General features: G+C 60.8%; 26 protein-coding genes. All 26 read right to left on the reverse strand.

Annotation, left to right across the window (positions count from 1 at the left end; translation table 11 throughout):
• Positions 1 to 14 precede the first annotated feature (14 nt).
• Positions 15 to 278, reverse strand: coding sequence for a hypothetical protein (locus A5747_RS12880; protein ID WP_142245561.1), 264 nt, complete (start codon positions 276 to 278; stop codon positions 15 to 17).
• Positions 275 to 538 carry a hypothetical protein gene (locus A5747_RS25270; RefSeq protein WP_198938182.1) on the reverse strand — a complete coding sequence of 88 codons (264 nt, stop codon included), beginning with the start codon at positions 536 to 538 and terminating at the stop codon, positions 275 to 277. The genes A5747_RS12880 and A5747_RS25270 overlap by 4 nt, the downstream gene beginning before the upstream one ends.
• A 74-nt stretch (positions 539 to 612) precedes the next feature.
• On the reverse strand, positions 613 to 969 hold the full coding sequence (locus A5747_RS25090) for a hypothetical protein (protein ID WP_158070269.1): 357 nt from the start codon (positions 967 to 969) through the stop codon (positions 613 to 615).
• Positions 970 to 1,218, reverse strand: a complete 249-nt coding sequence (locus A5747_RS12890) for a hypothetical protein (protein WP_076124754.1) — start codon at positions 1,216 to 1,218, stop codon at positions 970 to 972. It lies immediately after the preceding gene.
• Positions 1,218 to 1,481 carry a hypothetical protein gene (locus tag A5747_RS12895; protein ID WP_076124756.1) on the reverse strand — a complete coding sequence of 88 codons (264 nt, stop codon included), beginning with the start codon at positions 1,479 to 1,481 and terminating at the stop codon, positions 1,218 to 1,220. Before A5747_RS12895 ends, A5747_RS12890 begins: the two co-directional genes overlap by 1 nt.
• A 121-nt stretch (positions 1,482 to 1,602) precedes the next feature.
• Entirely contained in the window at positions 1,603 to 1,941 is a 339-nt protein-coding gene (locus A5747_RS12900) for a hypothetical protein (protein WP_142245562.1), read from the reverse strand.
• Positions 1,941 to 2,735, reverse strand: a complete 795-nt coding sequence (locus A5747_RS12905; RefSeq protein ID WP_076124760.1) for a hypothetical protein — start codon at positions 2,733 to 2,735, stop codon at positions 1,941 to 1,943. Before A5747_RS12905 ends, A5747_RS12900 begins: the two co-directional genes overlap by 1 nt.
• 12 nt (positions 2,736 to 2,747) lie before the next feature.
• Complete coding sequence (locus A5747_RS25275; RefSeq protein ID WP_076124762.1) at positions 2,748 to 3,266, reverse strand: DUF6378 domain-containing protein; 519 nt, start codon at positions 3,264 to 3,266, stop codon at positions 2,748 to 2,750.
• Positions 3,263 to 3,745, reverse strand: a complete 483-nt coding sequence (locus tag A5747_RS12915; protein ID WP_076124764.1) for a hypothetical protein — start codon at positions 3,743 to 3,745, stop codon at positions 3,263 to 3,265. Before A5747_RS12915 ends, A5747_RS25275 begins: the two co-directional genes overlap by 4 nt.
• A 21-nt stretch (positions 3,746 to 3,766) precedes the next feature.
• Positions 3,767 to 3,994 carry a hypothetical protein gene (locus A5747_RS12920; protein WP_083700385.1) on the reverse strand — a complete coding sequence of 76 codons (228 nt, stop codon included), beginning with the start codon at positions 3,992 to 3,994 and terminating at the stop codon, positions 3,767 to 3,769.
• Between the two features lie 1,532 nt (positions 3,995 to 5,526).
• Complete coding sequence (locus A5747_RS12925) at positions 5,527 to 5,895, reverse strand: hypothetical protein (RefSeq protein WP_076124766.1); 369 nt, start codon at positions 5,893 to 5,895, stop codon at positions 5,527 to 5,529.
• A gap of 62 nt (positions 5,896 to 5,957) precedes the next feature.
• On the reverse strand, positions 5,958 to 6,158 hold the full coding sequence (locus tag A5747_RS12930) for a hypothetical protein (RefSeq protein ID WP_076124768.1): 201 nt from the start codon (positions 6,156 to 6,158) through the stop codon (positions 5,958 to 5,960).
• A 12-nt stretch (positions 6,159 to 6,170) separates the two neighbouring features.
• Positions 6,171 to 6,533, reverse strand: a complete 363-nt coding sequence (locus A5747_RS12935; RefSeq protein ID WP_142245564.1) for a hypothetical protein — start codon at positions 6,531 to 6,533, stop codon at positions 6,171 to 6,173.
• 31 nt (positions 6,534 to 6,564) lie between these two features.
• A complete protein-coding gene (locus tag A5747_RS12940) occupies positions 6,565 to 6,897 on the reverse strand; it encodes a hypothetical protein (protein ID WP_083700388.1) in 333 nt (110 codons plus the stop codon).
• On the reverse strand, positions 6,894 to 7,166 hold the full coding sequence (locus A5747_RS12945; RefSeq protein WP_142245565.1) for a hypothetical protein: 273 nt from the start codon (positions 7,164 to 7,166) through the stop codon (positions 6,894 to 6,896). The genes A5747_RS12940 and A5747_RS12945 overlap by 4 nt, the downstream gene beginning before the upstream one ends.
• Complete coding sequence (locus A5747_RS12950; RefSeq protein WP_076124772.1) at positions 7,153 to 7,848, reverse strand: ClpP family protease; 696 nt, start codon at positions 7,846 to 7,848, stop codon at positions 7,153 to 7,155. The genes A5747_RS12945 and A5747_RS12950 overlap by 14 nt, the downstream gene beginning before the upstream one ends.
• The gene (locus A5747_RS12955; RefSeq protein WP_076124775.1) at positions 7,845 to 8,078 is read right to left on the reverse strand and encodes a hypothetical protein; all 234 of its coding nucleotides are present in this window, start codon (positions 8,076 to 8,078) and stop codon (positions 7,845 to 7,847) included. Before A5747_RS12955 ends, A5747_RS12950 begins: the two co-directional genes overlap by 4 nt.
• Positions 8,079 to 8,784: 706 nt before the next feature.
• Complete coding sequence (locus tag A5747_RS12960; protein WP_076124777.1) at positions 8,785 to 10,107, reverse strand: RNA ligase family protein; 1,323 nt, start codon at positions 10,105 to 10,107, stop codon at positions 8,785 to 8,787.
• Positions 10,107 to 10,589, reverse strand: coding sequence for a hypothetical protein (locus tag A5747_RS12965; protein ID WP_076124780.1), 483 nt, complete (start codon positions 10,587 to 10,589; stop codon positions 10,107 to 10,109). Before A5747_RS12965 ends, A5747_RS12960 begins: the two co-directional genes overlap by 1 nt.
• On the reverse strand, positions 10,589 to 10,780 hold the full coding sequence (locus A5747_RS12970; RefSeq protein WP_076124782.1) for a hypothetical protein: 192 nt from the start codon (positions 10,778 to 10,780) through the stop codon (positions 10,589 to 10,591). Before A5747_RS12970 ends, A5747_RS12965 begins: the two co-directional genes overlap by 1 nt.
• 87 nt (positions 10,781 to 10,867) lie before the next feature.
• Positions 10,868 to 11,233, reverse strand: a complete 366-nt coding sequence (locus A5747_RS12975; RefSeq protein WP_076124784.1) for a hypothetical protein — start codon at positions 11,231 to 11,233, stop codon at positions 10,868 to 10,870.
• Positions 11,230 to 11,382: a hypothetical protein gene (locus tag A5747_RS25095; protein ID WP_158070270.1), complete on the reverse strand. Its 153-nt coding sequence runs from the start codon at positions 11,380 to 11,382 to the stop codon at positions 11,230 to 11,232. Before A5747_RS25095 ends, A5747_RS12975 begins: the two co-directional genes overlap by 4 nt.
• A 1-nt stretch (position 11,383) precedes the next feature.
• Complete coding sequence (locus A5747_RS12980) at positions 11,384 to 11,617, reverse strand: hypothetical protein (protein WP_076124786.1); 234 nt, start codon at positions 11,615 to 11,617, stop codon at positions 11,384 to 11,386.
• A 12-nt stretch (positions 11,618 to 11,629) separates the two neighbouring features.
• Positions 11,630 to 11,998, reverse strand: a complete 369-nt coding sequence (locus A5747_RS12985) for a hypothetical protein (RefSeq protein WP_198938183.1) — start codon at positions 11,996 to 11,998, stop codon at positions 11,630 to 11,632.
• Positions 11,995 to 12,651 carry a hypothetical protein gene (locus tag A5747_RS12990; RefSeq protein ID WP_076124788.1) on the reverse strand — a complete coding sequence of 219 codons (657 nt, stop codon included), beginning with the start codon at positions 12,649 to 12,651 and terminating at the stop codon, positions 11,995 to 11,997. Before A5747_RS12990 ends, A5747_RS12985 begins: the two co-directional genes overlap by 4 nt.
• Positions 12,648 to 13,004, reverse strand: a complete 357-nt coding sequence (locus A5747_RS25770; RefSeq protein WP_369805087.1) for a GIY-YIG nuclease family protein — start codon at positions 13,002 to 13,004, stop codon at positions 12,648 to 12,650. Before A5747_RS25770 ends, A5747_RS12990 begins: the two co-directional genes overlap by 4 nt.
• Positions 13,005 to 13,076: the final 72 nt, after the last annotated feature.

Here is a 13,076-nt window from a genome sequence, read left to right on the forward strand (position 1 = left end):
ATGCGGACACTTGTTCATGCGAAATCGTCCTCCTCGTCTTCGCCCTCTTCTTCGGACATGAACTGGTGGAACATTTCCAGATAGGTTGGCGACAAGGTGAAAGCGCGAGCCCACTCGATCAGCTCAAGCGCCTTGCCCATCTCGATATCTTCGCCGTCGCCCCCGTAGCTGAAGTCGTCCTTATGGATCACCCCATCGGCGTCCATGTATTCGACAACCCTGATGACGTTGAGGATCACCGCCGACTTTGGGACAAGTTTCGTAAGGTCATCTCTCATTGGAACCAGTCCTTGCTCGTGCGGGGTTGCTGCTTGTCGTTGCCGGCGCCGCGGCTGATGTTGCACCGCAGGTGAGTGGCTTCCAGGTTGCGCGGATCGGTTAGAAGAGGCGACCCGGGCGGGAGCTTGTCGACGGGAATCTTGTGGTCGGCGGAGGCGGACCAGGGGTTCGGCTTGCGGCCGTGCGACTTGTCGCAGTCAGGTCCGCAAATGGTCGGAATCTCGTGGGCGGTGTCGACGGTGTATGCGGAGGTGTCCACGCGCCGGCAGATCGGGCGGAGCTTCTTGTCGATGGCCTGACCACAGCGGGCGCAAATCGAAGAACCGTTGATGACTATTCGGCGCGAGCGGAGGTAATCCTTCTCGCTGACGCCGCTATACTTTCCGCCGGCCTTGCGTCTGAGGTTTCCGGGCAAGCGACCTCTTTCAAGTTCAACGGCTCCGCAAGCATCAACTGCACAAAGTGCTGGCGCAGAACTTTGGCCACCAGCGAGAGCGCGCCATCGTCGTAGGCGTGGGTCAGCTCTCCCGAATAGACGGTGGGCCTGCGCTTCGTGGTACCGCACTGAAATTCACCGATGGTCCAGTCGTACGTGTACTCCCCGGCGTCGGTCATGGGCTCGTCGCGACGGACGATAGCCACCTCGCCGATTTGGGTGGAGTTCACCATCAGCGGGAACCAGAGGGCCATTTACCTACCGAACGGAAACGGAATCAGGCTCTTGATGCCACTCACCACAGAAGACACGATGGAGGTAACCGATCCGGTGACCGTCTGTCCGAGCGTGGTGATCACGTCATCGGCGCTCGCACTGATGTCCTTGCTCAGCGTGTCAATGGTGTGACTGGCGGCCTCGTCGATACGGCCGGAAACCTCATCCGCCACCACATGGGCGAACTTTGCGAGGCGGGCGTCGAACCACGCATTGAACTTGTCCACTACTCCCCCTTGAGGAATGCCAACACCGGCAGAGGCTTGCGGTCGAACTTCCCGCGTGCCATGCGGGTCGGCGAGAATCCACCCGTCCGCGGCCGGCGGAATGTGCGACGCCGGCGGCTGCGCAAATGCTGGCCCCACTGGCTGATGAAGCGACGACGGGCGGCACGATTCGGGATCGGCGTCCAAACGTCGTCGTCGGAGGGCTCGTATTCGATAAGGGCGTTCAGGCGGTCGCTATCGCTCTTGACTTCGGCGACAGTCACAGGGACTGCCCACCGCTCGGTATCCCCGGCTCGACAACCACAATCATCGGAGGGGGCTCGATTGTCACGTCTTGGCCGTATTGTTCGCGGAGTGGCCTGTCCTGGCGGTCCTTGTATTCCTTCACCTGTTCCCCGGTTTCCTAAGTCCCATGTCCCTCGCCCACGAGCGTTTGGGCTTCCCGGGCTTAGGTTGTCCATACAGATTTGCCATCGTGGGCGCTTCCGTCATAGTGATGCGCAATTCCCACCGCGGGAAGCGATTCTCCCAGCGGAGGTGGTCGTACTTGCCATTGAGGGGGCGGTACTCCTGCTCAAGCTCGACGTTGTTGATGACGAATGACGTACCGCGAGCCTTGATAATCGAGGCATAGCCGTGGTGCTCCAGGTTGATGTAATCCCGAAGATCGCCGCAGGGCATGGCGTCGAGCATTTCCTGACAGGCGCGAGTTACGACGGGCATCAGACCGGCCGCAGCTCGGTTGTGTAGAGCATGCGCCTACCCTTGTTCCACTTGCCGCATGGGCAGAGATAACGCGGGTACTTGTACGAGGTTGTGTACTGGTAACCCCTGCGCTGCATCTCCGACTCGGGACGGCTGCACTGCGTGCAACGGATCTCGCCATCGCCGGCGGTGTCCTCGTACAGGGCGAAGTTCTCACCAATCCACGGCAGATCGTTCTCGAACAAATCCTCGGTGATCTTCACGTCGTGGATGTTGTACTGCTTCATGGTCCGCTGTGCGGCGCGGCGGGTGGCCCGATTGCCGTAACGGATGTCGTCCCAGAGATCCGTGCCGCCGTGCTTGACCTTCTCGTCATGCAAGACGTGCCGGGCCGACCAGTTCAGGGACTGGCTCATCAGGCCGCGGGAGAAGTTCTTCTTGGAGATCTTCTTCAGGTCGATGCTGCGGTAGGGTGCCGGCCGGCGCCCCCAGAGGCGGCGGAACTCGGCCTGGAACCATTGCAGATCGAACACGTCGCCATTGAACGTAACGACGAAGTCAGCCTCGTCGAGCAGATCGAACGCCACTTGGAGCATGGCCTCGTACTGTTCGGGGATGACGTGGTAGTTTTCGTCTTCGTCCCAGGCGGCCTTGAAGATCGTCTTATCCTCGCCGCGCCACTTTGCGGCGAAGCAGAGAATGCGCGTCGGGACCAGGATTCGGTCCTCGTGAATGTAGTTGGAGAAGCGGTCGAAGACGCCGGCGATACCTCGCTGAGTCTCGATATCGACGGTGAGTATTTTCGCGGTCAAACCGCTGTCCCCCTATTCCGGGATGATCTCGGTGAACGGCCCCGACTCGTCGTACTCGGTAAGGCACTCCCCGGCAAGGGTGCTGCCCCACCGCCAGTGGCCGTCAACATACGTCCAGGTATCACCGTCCGCGTCGATTACCTTGACATCGGTCGGAACCTCAAGCATCGACCCCCAAACGCGCGGCTTGCGTTCGCCGGCGTCGTAGAGAAGGGCGAACTTGATATTTCCGGTGTCAAAATTCACACTAGTGAAGTCGAACTTCTTCGGCTCTGTCGCGATCTCCCCGCCAAGGGCGAGGTAGCCGGCGCCGTCGACCCAACTGTCCACATGGTCCGGAGAGGTGAGTAGTCGGGCGACCTTGACCTGGTTCATGCAGAGGGCAACCTGCTCGGGTGTGACCGTGGTGCCCAAGATCGGCTCCCACAGCTTTCCGATGCGGGTGAAATTGTCCCGCATGTTGCCGTACGCCTCTTCACGGTCACCGCAAATGAGCGATGCCGCGGTGGTCAGAATCTCGTCCTTCTTCATGCGTATTCCCCGCAGCCGTTGTGATGGGTGAAGTAGCGCCAGTGGACCCAGCCCTTCGGGCACCAGAAGCCCCACTCGCGGAGCTTGGGTCCGGTAATGATCAGGGTCCAGACCGGCTTTTCGCGGCCGGCGACATCGGGCAGGAGTTGTATCCGGTGAGTCCAATCGGCGGACCGATAGGCAATAGACCAGCGACTGCGCCACCGCAGACCGGTCACGCCAGAAGGGGCGGCCGGGTCGTCTACTGGAACGTGCTCCAGATACTCGCCCTTCAGGATCCAACTGAAGAACCACCAAGGGTGGTCATGCAACGCCCGGTCCTCGTCGGAGCGGAGGAACTTGTGAAGGTAAATTTTCAGGAGGCGGTTATGCGGGAGCACGAACCAGCGCAGCAGGTAAGGATCGTCTGCCTCGCCAATTACATCATGCGGCTCGAACCGCAACCACTTCCGAAACCAATGATGGTTTTCGTTTGCCACAAGTTCCCCTTTGTGGACGGATTAAGAGAAGATCGCTTTCCAGAGGCGCTTACCGATCGGATCGGCCCACCACGGGAGCGAGTTGAGGAGGTGCAATGCAACCCCTGCAATGACCACCCGGGTCAGGATTGGGTGGGTCAATAGCCATTCGTCGACAACGACGGAAAGTAGTTGGTCCTCTTCGCACGAGAACTCGTAGGCGATGATGCCCGCGGCCATGATTGCCCAGGCCTGCTTGCCGGTGATCACGAGACCAGCCAAGGGCGCGGGGCTCCGAAGATCAGCTCCCAAAACTCAGGTTCCGGGAGGGCCGTGTCGTCCTTGCGGGAAGCCATGCATACGCGACGGTCCCTGGTCTTGTCGGGCCACTGCCGGCGCCAGTGCGAGCCCCCCATCCACGATGGGCGTCCAGCTCCGCAGTCGGGGCAGGTTTCGGCGAACATCGGTACTCCCTGGATCGGGGGTTGCAAGTTGAGGCCGGCCCGTGGCGCGCGAACAGGGGCCGGCCGGGGCGCTTCGACCCGCGGGGAGCGCCCAGCCTGGAAGTTGGAAGGAGCCTTTTGGTAACCCGGTGACTCACGCAGGGTGGCGGCCACTCGACAGCCTCTCTGGGGCTGTTCGCCTGCACTCATCCGGGACCGCGGAGTTAAAGGGATAACCCACCACTAGCCGCGGGGTTCGGCGTTTTGTCAGGCGGAGCCGTTCCAAATCAACCGCCCGTGGAGATGTTCGGTGCTGCCCCGAAGTCTTGCCTGGTGCCGCGTGCGGCTTTCGTCAGACAATCGAACCTGGTCGCATCCCCTAGTTTGGAACCGGGCTGAGAATACACCCGTCCACAGTGACCTTTACCGGATTATTGGTTCCCGGCTTTTCCACGTCATTCCTGAACGTAGTCACCACGCCCGGTCGGTTACGCCGACCACTCGTTACACCGAAAGCTACTCCGCGACGTTTGTTTCACACTGGATTCGCGGGTCCAGCGCTGCACTACTTGTCTACGAACCACCGTCGCCTTGCGGGCTCGTGATGGCCCTGGTTCCGTAACGGCCAGGGATTAGAGGCGCTTTTGCTCCTCGGCGGGGGAAGAACTTTGGCTTGTTTCTGTTCTCAAAACAGGAAATGGTGAAATATAAGCAATTTCGTTCTAACTAGAGACGTGCTTCCCCATGAAGGTCCGCACCCTTTTGAGGTACAGAATGCTTCACGCCTCTCGTGCTTCAGGCTGGCGACCTGTTTCGCACTCTACTCAGCCGTTCCCGAGCCGTCGCCCGTTACTAAGCGTTTTCATGGAACCCGCCCTTGCCCGCCAAGGCTTGGACTGAGACCCCCTCCGCACCACAAGGAGCTTGACCGATAGCCGTTTCTTCCCGCACGTACGGGTTGGTGGTCCCACTGGTTCACAGCCCTGGACCCTGGCGTATCTCGCCCCCTGGCAGCCCCCGAAGGAACTGCTCAAGGATTGGATTGCATGGGGTACCCTCTCGGGCGGCAAGGTTGTCAGCCTCGCCTTTCAGCATCTTGCGATGCCTTATCCGCCATGCCGGAAATGTGCCCGTTCAGTCGGTGGGCTAACCGATGCAATCCTCACTATATGAACCGAAATCCTCGAATAGTGAACATTGCATACGTTTACAGCTCGTTTGAGGCCTGTCCCTGCCTCACCCCGTGAGCCACGCGGGGGCCGTCCGTTCTGGACACCCTTCAGGACAATCAGGTGCTCTCTCGGTCACGGCAACCGCCACGTTTTCTCTGCGCAACGGCGAAACGTGGAAACCGGGTCTTTAGGTCTGCATCAGTTCGGTGAGCGATTCCCGCTCGCGCCTGACGCGCTCATACTCTTGCTCAACATCCCTCGGCAGTGTTGGCCCCTGCGCGATGACGGGACGGCCCGACCAGACGAGGTTGTCTTTGTGGGGGTCCTTGCCGGCGCGGAACTTGACACGGTATCCGCGGCACATGGGATGGCCGTAGTAGGCGCGGGCCACAAGGTCGTGGACCATGCAGGTGGATTTACCGATGTCGACCTGGAGTGAGCCATTGGCAGCACGGCGCAGTTTCTTGAACCGGCGCCGGCGCTCGTCCCATATCCGGCCGTCTGGCGTTGCCCGGTAGCCGGCATAGCCGGGGATGGCGGCTAACTGCTCATCCATATTCGATTTTGGGTAGCAAGTCTCTACCTTCTAGTTAAGCATGCTTGAGCATTCTCACGGTTTCACTCGGAGTCGCCTATCGGCACCACCGCCGGGTAGCTCGTGTCCTCGTCCACATACCACTCGCCGGCGTCATAGTCGGCGTGGGCAAAGTCGTTCTGCGGCGCCTCCTCCAATGCCTGGAATATGGCGTCGTCCTCGGAATCGGCCTCAACCTCGACGACAGTTGAACCGACGAACTGGATACATACGCGGTACTTCATTCGCGACCCTTTTCAGTAACGGGACCATGGAACCTCAAACGGTTCCGTGTCCACCCCTTTGGACGCCCACACGAACACCTGCGTCCGATATAGCCAGCCGGTGTGAACCTCAATGCGCCCCCAGTCGGTTAGCACCGCGGCAACGCGCGTTGGCTCGCGTAACCCTTGCCAGGCCTTGCGGGTGACCGTGAACCGCTCCTCGTGCCAGCCGTCCTTGTCGGACCATCTGATTACAAAAACGTAATCGGTGGGCCAGTCGGCGGGCATACCAGGGACTTTGACCTCGACCTGCCTCACCTCAACTTGGCGAATCGGTGGCCTTTTCACCACGATTTCCGATAGGTCGGCGTCATCCGGCAGGAAACAGGGCTCCATCTGCTCATACAAATTACAGCGCCACACAGTCCTACCTCCCCGCCCGATAGGCCAGGACATCGCCCAGCCGGAATAGCGTCCTGCCGTCTTGCTTGTGCTTTGGGATCAAATCCGGATGCCGGCGTGCCCAGTCGTGAACATTCCAGGGCTGGAGTCCGAACTCTTCGGCGATCTCTTTCGCCGACATCAGTCGGTTTACGTCAACCGGCGTTTCCGAACAGACCCAGCCCTGGCCCCAGTCCCGCATGTTGTCGTCGACAATCCCGCAGACCGAGGCATCGCACAGCATCAGGTTCTCGCGGTAGAAGTCAATGATTCGACGTAGGCGGTCCTGGGCGCTGTCCTGCGGCCAGGGCCAAGTCAAGCCGCCAACACCCGCTGAAACAGCTCGATTACCTCATCCTCGGTGCGGTTGGGCTCACGCTCCCATTCCAGGACGGGCTCACCCAGCTCGTCGGACAGGACGTTGAGGGCCTCGATATAGCCGTCGAACGCCTCCAGATTGGTCCATGCCAGCGTGGTCTCAGTGAGGGAGTCGTGGATGCACCACCCCACAGCGTAGGGGTCGACGATCCACGGCGGGCTCCAGCCGTCCTCCAGAAGGAGCTGGAGCGCCAACCTAACCGATCTCATCGACGAATCCGATCTCCAGCGCCTCCGTGGCGCTCAGCCACCAATCCTTACGGGTCCAGCGCGTCCGGAACTCGTCGGCGGTGATCCTGCCGCCCGAGCGGGCCACGAAGATGTCGGCCACGCCGGCGCGGACCATCTGAATCCACTCCAGAGTGTCCTCGATCTCCCCTACCTTGCCGCGGGCGCCAGAGGCCGGCTCGTGCACGAGAAGATGGGCATGGCGGCCGATCACGCGCCAATCGGCGGCCTGGAGCAGGATCGCGGCCATGCTGGCGGCGTAACCCCGAACCGTCATGGTAACGAAGTGGCTACCACCGCCGCGGGTCGAGTAGTTGTGGATCTCGTCGAACAAGTGCATCCCCTCCACCGTCGAACCGCCCGGGGAGTTGATGGTGATGTTCATCGGGCAGAACGGGTGCAGGCGGTCCCAAGCCTGGAGAGTGGTCAGGGCCTGGTAGACGTTGTCGATCCTCACCTCCCCGTAGAAGAGGTGATGGAATTGCAGGTAGTCCTGCGTCGTGGCCAGATCCTCGGCGCGGCGACGCTCCGCCAAATAGATCTCCCGGATATCGGCGTCAGCCCTCTTCTCGCGGAGCTGCTCCCGGTAGAGGTCGGCCTCGGCCTCCAGATTGGCGATCAGCGCGGCCTCGTGGGCGGGGCTGACGGCGAGCTTGTCGTTCACTGGTCTCCTAGCAGTTCGAGAATCTTGTTCGCGAGTTCACGGGCGTCCTCGTCGAGAAGCGTGAACAACGCCTCGTCACCGGCGGGGCCGGCCTGGCGGATACGGGTCACGACAACGTCCGAGTTGAGCAATTCGACATATGGACTACCGCCGGGGAAAAACGCCCTTGCATCGACGTGCTCGACCGTGCAGCGGCCGAAGTCGTAGCGAGTGCTCGTGGTGGCGCTCATGCTGCACTCTCCTGAAGGGCGGTTACATCTGCGAGGGTCAGACCGGTTTCGTATTTCCATTGGCGGTACTCGCGCAACTCCGCCGCCATCTTTCGTCGGTCCATCGTTACATGACACTTCCTACACATCGGCATGTAGAACTCGGGATAGAGCGAATACCGCATTAGTGAGCCAGAGCCCGACCCCTTACCAGGCCCCAATATCTCGGCCGGATCAGTCCCGTCATAAGCCCAGTCCTTAGCGTTTTCCCCGCACTCAATGCACCGGTAGCGGCTTGCAGGTCCCCATAATGTCCGAACCCTGACGTGCGCGGCGGTGAAGTCGCAAGGACTGGCCAGCGTATTGCGAATGGGCGCGTCAACGGAAAGCGACGTATCTCCGCGTGCGCGAGACCAATGCAATCGGCAATATCCGTGCGCCTTATGCTTTCGATCGCACCCCTCGATCCGGCATCCGCGATCAGGATCAAAGATCCTAAGCGGGCCGTCGATATCACACCCCTGGCGGAAGCGTTCGTAGTGGCCACGGCAGTAGCCCCTGACCGTGGACAGGCGGTCACACCCCTTGGCTGTGCACAGCTCGGGATAGTCGGGAACGCGATGTCGCTGGTTCATATCAGCTCCGCGGCGCGCCCGCTGGTAATGAGCACTGCAATAGCCGAGCGATCGGACCTTGCGGTCGCACCAGTCCACTTTACAGATACTTGTCACGCGACCGATTCCATGTCCAGCTCGCCCCTGTCGAGCAGCTTCGTTTCGTGTTCGAGGAATACTTGTGACTTGGCCTTTAGCAAGACCGGAACCAGGCCCTCCTGACGAATTACCACTCCCTCGTCGACCGTCTTGGGGTCGGATAGGGGAAGCACATCAGGATTGACCTCACCGTACAACTCGGCATAACTCCGGTCCATGAACGAGTCGACAATGTCGTCCGTGGTGTCACCGGTGGTGTCGTATTCCGGATCGAAGTCATGGATGAAACGGAACAATTCCGGTGTCCACTTCAGCCCGCGCTCCTGGCAAAACTGCTTAACGCCATCCCACGAGAGGTCGCTTAGGTGACCCTGTCGGTTGATGTGAGCGACGCGATAAACGTATAGTTCCGCTTCGTTCCGAGCCAAGTGATACGTGTAACCCCTTTGAAGAGGAGCACCGTCAGGCGTCCAGCCGATAAGCTCGCCATAGACAATGAATCCTTCCGGGATTAGGTTGGCAACCCTCTTGCCGTATTCGGTCCAGAGGTCGAATTTGTAGAAATGCTCCTGGTTCGGGTTGTTCGGGTCCTTGATAACCTTTCGTGAGCCGAAAACCACGTCGTACTCCCACTCGGGGATGTTCACGCCGAGGCGCTTGAGCAGCTTCTCATACCACTTCAACTGGCGAAGGACCGGAACCCTCCCGCCACGCCAGGATGTCCCGTGGAGCTTCTGCGTGATGACCACTTCCCGGCCGGCGCGCAAGACGTGCCTGGAACGGAAGTAACTGTCAGTTTCGAGGTGCTCGGGAAAGACTTTCTTGTCCACGCGCTTAAACGCCCGCTCCACCTTCGACCTGGCGGGCTGGCCGGCCTTGCGGGGCAGCTCGTACTTCTTGCAGATCTCGTGGTCGCCGATCTTGTCGAACAGCACCACCGGGTGGCTTACGTCGGCCAGCTCGGCACGCAGCTTGTCGATGTCCAGGCCGGTGTAGGCCAGGGACTCCAGCGGCATGAGGAGTGCGTTGGAGCGGTGCCCGCGGAGTTTCAGCGCCTTGATGCGGCGGTTGTCCTCCAGGTAACCCGTCTCGCCCTCGTCCTTGTTCAGGTCGGCATGGCGGAACAGGTTGTTCTGGTGGGCGTAGTCGTCGCTCAGTTGCGTTTCCGCGGTGAACAGCACGCGGAGTTCCCCGGCCTCAATCCCCCGCTGTGTGAGGGCCTGGTGACCGAGAATGGGGATGCCGACAAGGTTGTCCAGCCCGGGCAGGTCCACCGGGGCGGGAACACGGACGATGGTGGCCGCGTAGTTGACGTTGGCCGGCTGGTCGAATTTCATCAGTGCTCCCGTGCGCGTATTTCCTGTTCCGTACCAACGAGCACATCCACCAAGAGGCGGTGACTCAGCACGGAAGCGTCATAGTCGATCAACCAGCGCAGTTTCACGCCGTTTACATCCAAGTAGCCACCGCCAAGGACCGGACTACCCTTGAGGACCCGGCCGGCGCGAGCCACGATCAGTTCTGCGTCGCCAACACTCTCGCGAAACCCATCGGCCACAGATCGGACGGCCGGGACGAGCCAGGTCCGCGCGAACGTCAGCGGGCGCATCTCCAGGGACTCATCGTCGAGGTGCATAACGGAATAGAGCTGGTACTCCAACCTGACTAATCCCGCGCCGACATAGACCAGGTCGCCCGGGCAGGAGCCCCTATCCGAGCGCGAATCGAGAATTCTGTCGCCGATGGGAAATAGCCACTCCGCAGTCCCTGCGAGGCATTCGTTTGCGGTATCGCTCACCAGGCCGAAAATGTCAAACATTACTCGTCGATCAATCCTTCAATTTGACGCTTCAGGTAGCGCAAGTCGAGTTCGGACATCGCGTACAACCGCCCGCGGCCATCAGTGATGAGCATGAGCGCGTACTCCGCGATCCCCTCCTCGCCGTCCTCCACCTTGTACTGCGCTCCAGAGACGACGCCGACATAGTCGGGGTTGTGGATGGGGCTCATTCGATGGTGGCCTGGATCGCCGCGGCCAGACCGGCGGTGTCGTCGTACTCGTAGTCGTCATCGAACAGGTCGTAAGTCATAAGTTCTCTAGTCCCAGATTGTGTTGAGGTTTTCCCGCAGCAAGTCCCACGCAATGTCGGGAATCTGCAAGTCGTCGTACTCGTCGCGCGTGGAGAATCCGTCGTGGATCTCCAGCAGAATGTCCAGCCACTCCTCGCGGGTCATCCTCACGGGCCAGCCGTGGTTGTGGACGAAATGCCAGTAGGCGGTGCCGGCGATCACATCGGCGAGATAGTCCCCGCCATTCCACATGTCGAATTGCGAATAGCCACGCGCGGCCCGTTCGATCCAGTGGCGTAGTGCCCGTACCGGGATGCGGAACCACTCCTGCCACCACTTGCGGGTGAATGGTCGGTAGTGGTTGGAGTAGATCCACCCATCGGCGCCGGTCATTCTTCTTCGGGGTCGCGGACCTCCAGTGCCCCGTTCACGATGGACACCTCGGCATCCCAGTTGAGGCCACCAAGCTCGCCGTATAGATCGTCAACCGTGTCGCCCGGCTCCAACTCGATGCGGGCGAACCTCTTACTAGCAACCTTCATGTCAGACCCCCAGCAGCGACTTGATGTTGCCGGCGACGGTGGTGGCCAGTTCGTGCTCGGCCTTGTGCTCGTCGCTCTGAGCCGAGTAGGCAGTGGCGAGAACCAGCTTGCGGTCGGCCTGCTGCAACTGCTCCTCTGCGTGGCGCTCCAGCTCGGCGACGGTGTCGTGCAGCTTGGCGGTGATCGTCTCAACGCTCTTGGGTGCGGGCGCGGGAACGCGCTTGGACTTGCGCATGTGTATCTCCTGTTACTTCGCTTGATCGGACCCGACAAGCACGAGTGATCCCCGCCTGTCGAGTTGGGTACGGAGGTAATCCATTGCCTCCGGTAAGACGACCGGGTAAACGTCATTCCGGCCCTGTTTGAGTGCGAGCGTGGCCGCCAAACTCTCCGTCTTCTTGTTGAGGGCGGATTTGGTCACCACGTAGTCGGCGTCGTCTGGCAAGTTGAGCCGGCCGACCGCTCCGGACTGGCGGGATTCGTTGATGTCGACCCGCGGCGGCTTACTGCAATCGGTGATCTCGATGACGTGGTACTGGTAGCCCTCGAATGCCTTGCGGATGGCGGAGCGGATTGTGTCGTCGGTCGAATAGAGGGTGACCTTCTGTTTGATCACGACTGGCGGGGAACCCGCTTATAGGGGCCGCACCAACCCGAGACAACCTTGTTGCGCCCGGAGCTGTAGTTGCCATCCTCCAGAAGGAGCGCATAGCCGGCGCCGCGGTCGTCTTCGAGCCAGTGCCACCGGTCACCGTCCTCGTCGTCCCAGTCGTAGTCACGGTCAGCAGCCGTGAGCTGGTCGCGGGTTGGGGGCGGAATCTCACGGTAGGGGCCATAGCCTTCCCAGCAGCCGGTGTCTTCCCATACGTCGCCATCCGGTTCGGTCCTGACCCACCACCGGTTGGCAGCGTCCCAGTGGTACTCGTCGCCCAGGGTGTCGACCCAGTGGGCGTCGCGCTCGTTCAGGCCGAGTTCTTGGACCTCCCGCGGGCCGTCCTCCTCGTGCACGTAGTCGTGGACCTCGTCGATGACATCGGACAGGTCGTCGAATGGGACCAACTCGGCGGCGGCGCACACGAGGGACTGCGCAAAGTCGTCGTCGTCAACCGTCTCTAGCCAGACATGGTCCTCGTCGTAGATGTAAGTGACGGGGGTGGAGTAGTCGTGGCCCAACGCCATCAGGGCGTTGACCATCTTGACCAGATCGCCGATCGTCACGGCATCGCGCCATTTGGGCTTGGCGGATTCGACGGCTACTTTGTGGCTCATGCGGCGGACAACCTTTCAATTTCTTTCAGGACTACATGGCCGGGGCAGTCGAATAGTTCACCTCGGCCAGGAAGGCGGTATTGGGCAAGTGCGGCATGAAGGACCGCCTCGGCTACGAAGCCCCCGGGGAGGGTGGCCGTAAAGGTGGGCTCCCCGTACTCGGTCTTGAGATCCTTCAATCGCGATTTCAGGTACTTATTGGAGTTGGAGTAGCCGACCTTTACGAGCCCATTCGGCAATCCGATTGCATAGCAGATGCCGGGGAATGAATCGAGAGGATTGAACCGCGCGGCTCTCCGCGCCTCGACAGACATCTTGGCGACGAGTGCGAGCTTGTGCTCGTCACACAACATGAAGTTGTGGAAGAAGCTCGCTTCCCTGCCGCACGGCGGCACCTCGCGCCCCCGATAGACACAGGACTCGAT

This window comes from Mycobacterium sp. IS-836 (assembly GCF_001954275.1).
GTDB lineage: Bacteria > Actinomycetota > Actinomycetes > Mycobacteriales > Mycobacteriaceae > Mycobacterium.

Coding starts and splice junctions, on each gene's coding strand:
- A5747_RS12880 (WP_142245561.1), bottom strand. CDS start 278: ATGAGAGATGACCTTACGAAACTTGTCCCAAAGTCGGCGGTGATCCTC.
- A5747_RS25090 (WP_158070269.1), bottom strand. CDS start 969: ATGGCCCTCTGGTTCCCGCTGATGGTGAACTCCACCCAAATCGGCGAG.
- A5747_RS12900 (WP_142245562.1), bottom strand. CDS start 1,941: ATGCCCGTCGTAACTCGCGCCTGTCAGGAAATGCTCGACGCCATGCCC.
- A5747_RS25275 (WP_076124762.1), bottom strand. CDS start 3,266: ATGAAGAAGGACGAGATTCTGACCACCGCGGCATCGCTCATTTGCGGT.
- A5747_RS12925 (WP_076124766.1), bottom strand. CDS start 5,895: ATGGATGAGCAGTTAGCCGCCATCCCCGGCTATGCCGGCTACCGGGCA.
- A5747_RS12930 (WP_076124768.1), bottom strand. CDS start 6,158: ATGAAGTACCGCGTATGTATCCAGTTCGTCGGTTCAACTGTCGTCGAG.
- A5747_RS12935 (WP_142245564.1), bottom strand. CDS start 6,533: ATGGAGCCCTGTTTCCTGCCGGATGACGCCGACCTATCGGAAATCGTG.
- A5747_RS12945 (WP_142245565.1), bottom strand. CDS start 7,166: ATGAGATCGGTTAGGTTGGCGCTCCAGCTCCTTCTGGAGGACGGCTGG.
- A5747_RS12955 (WP_076124775.1), bottom strand. CDS start 8,078: ATGAGCGCCACCACGAGCACTCGCTACGACTTCGGCCGCTGCACGGTC.
- A5747_RS12960 (WP_076124777.1), bottom strand. CDS start 10,107: ATGAAATTCGACCAGCCGGCCAACGTCAACTACGCGGCCACCATCGTC.
- A5747_RS12965 (WP_076124780.1), bottom strand. CDS start 10,589: ATGTTTGACATTTTCGGCCTGGTGAGCGATACCGCAAACGAATGCCTC.
- A5747_RS12970 (WP_076124782.1), bottom strand. CDS start 10,780: ATGAGCCCCATCCACAACCCCGACTATGTCGGCGTCGTCTCTGGAGCG.
- A5747_RS12975 (WP_076124784.1), bottom strand. CDS start 11,233: ATGACCGGCGCCGATGGGTGGATCTACTCCAACCACTACCGACCATTC.
- A5747_RS25095 (WP_158070270.1), bottom strand. CDS start 11,382: ATGAAGGTTGCTAGTAAGAGGTTCGCCCGCATCGAGTTGGAGCCGGGC.
- A5747_RS12980 (WP_076124786.1), bottom strand. CDS start 11,617: ATGCGCAAGTCCAAGCGCGTTCCCGCGCCCGCACCCAAGAGCGTTGAG.
- A5747_RS12990 (WP_076124788.1), bottom strand. CDS start 12,651: ATGAGCCACAAAGTAGCCGTCGAATCCGCCAAGCCCAAATGGCGCGAT.
- A5747_RS25770 (WP_369805087.1), bottom strand. CDS start 13,004: ATGTTGTGTGACGAGCACAAGCTCGCACTCGTCGCCAAGATGTCTGTC.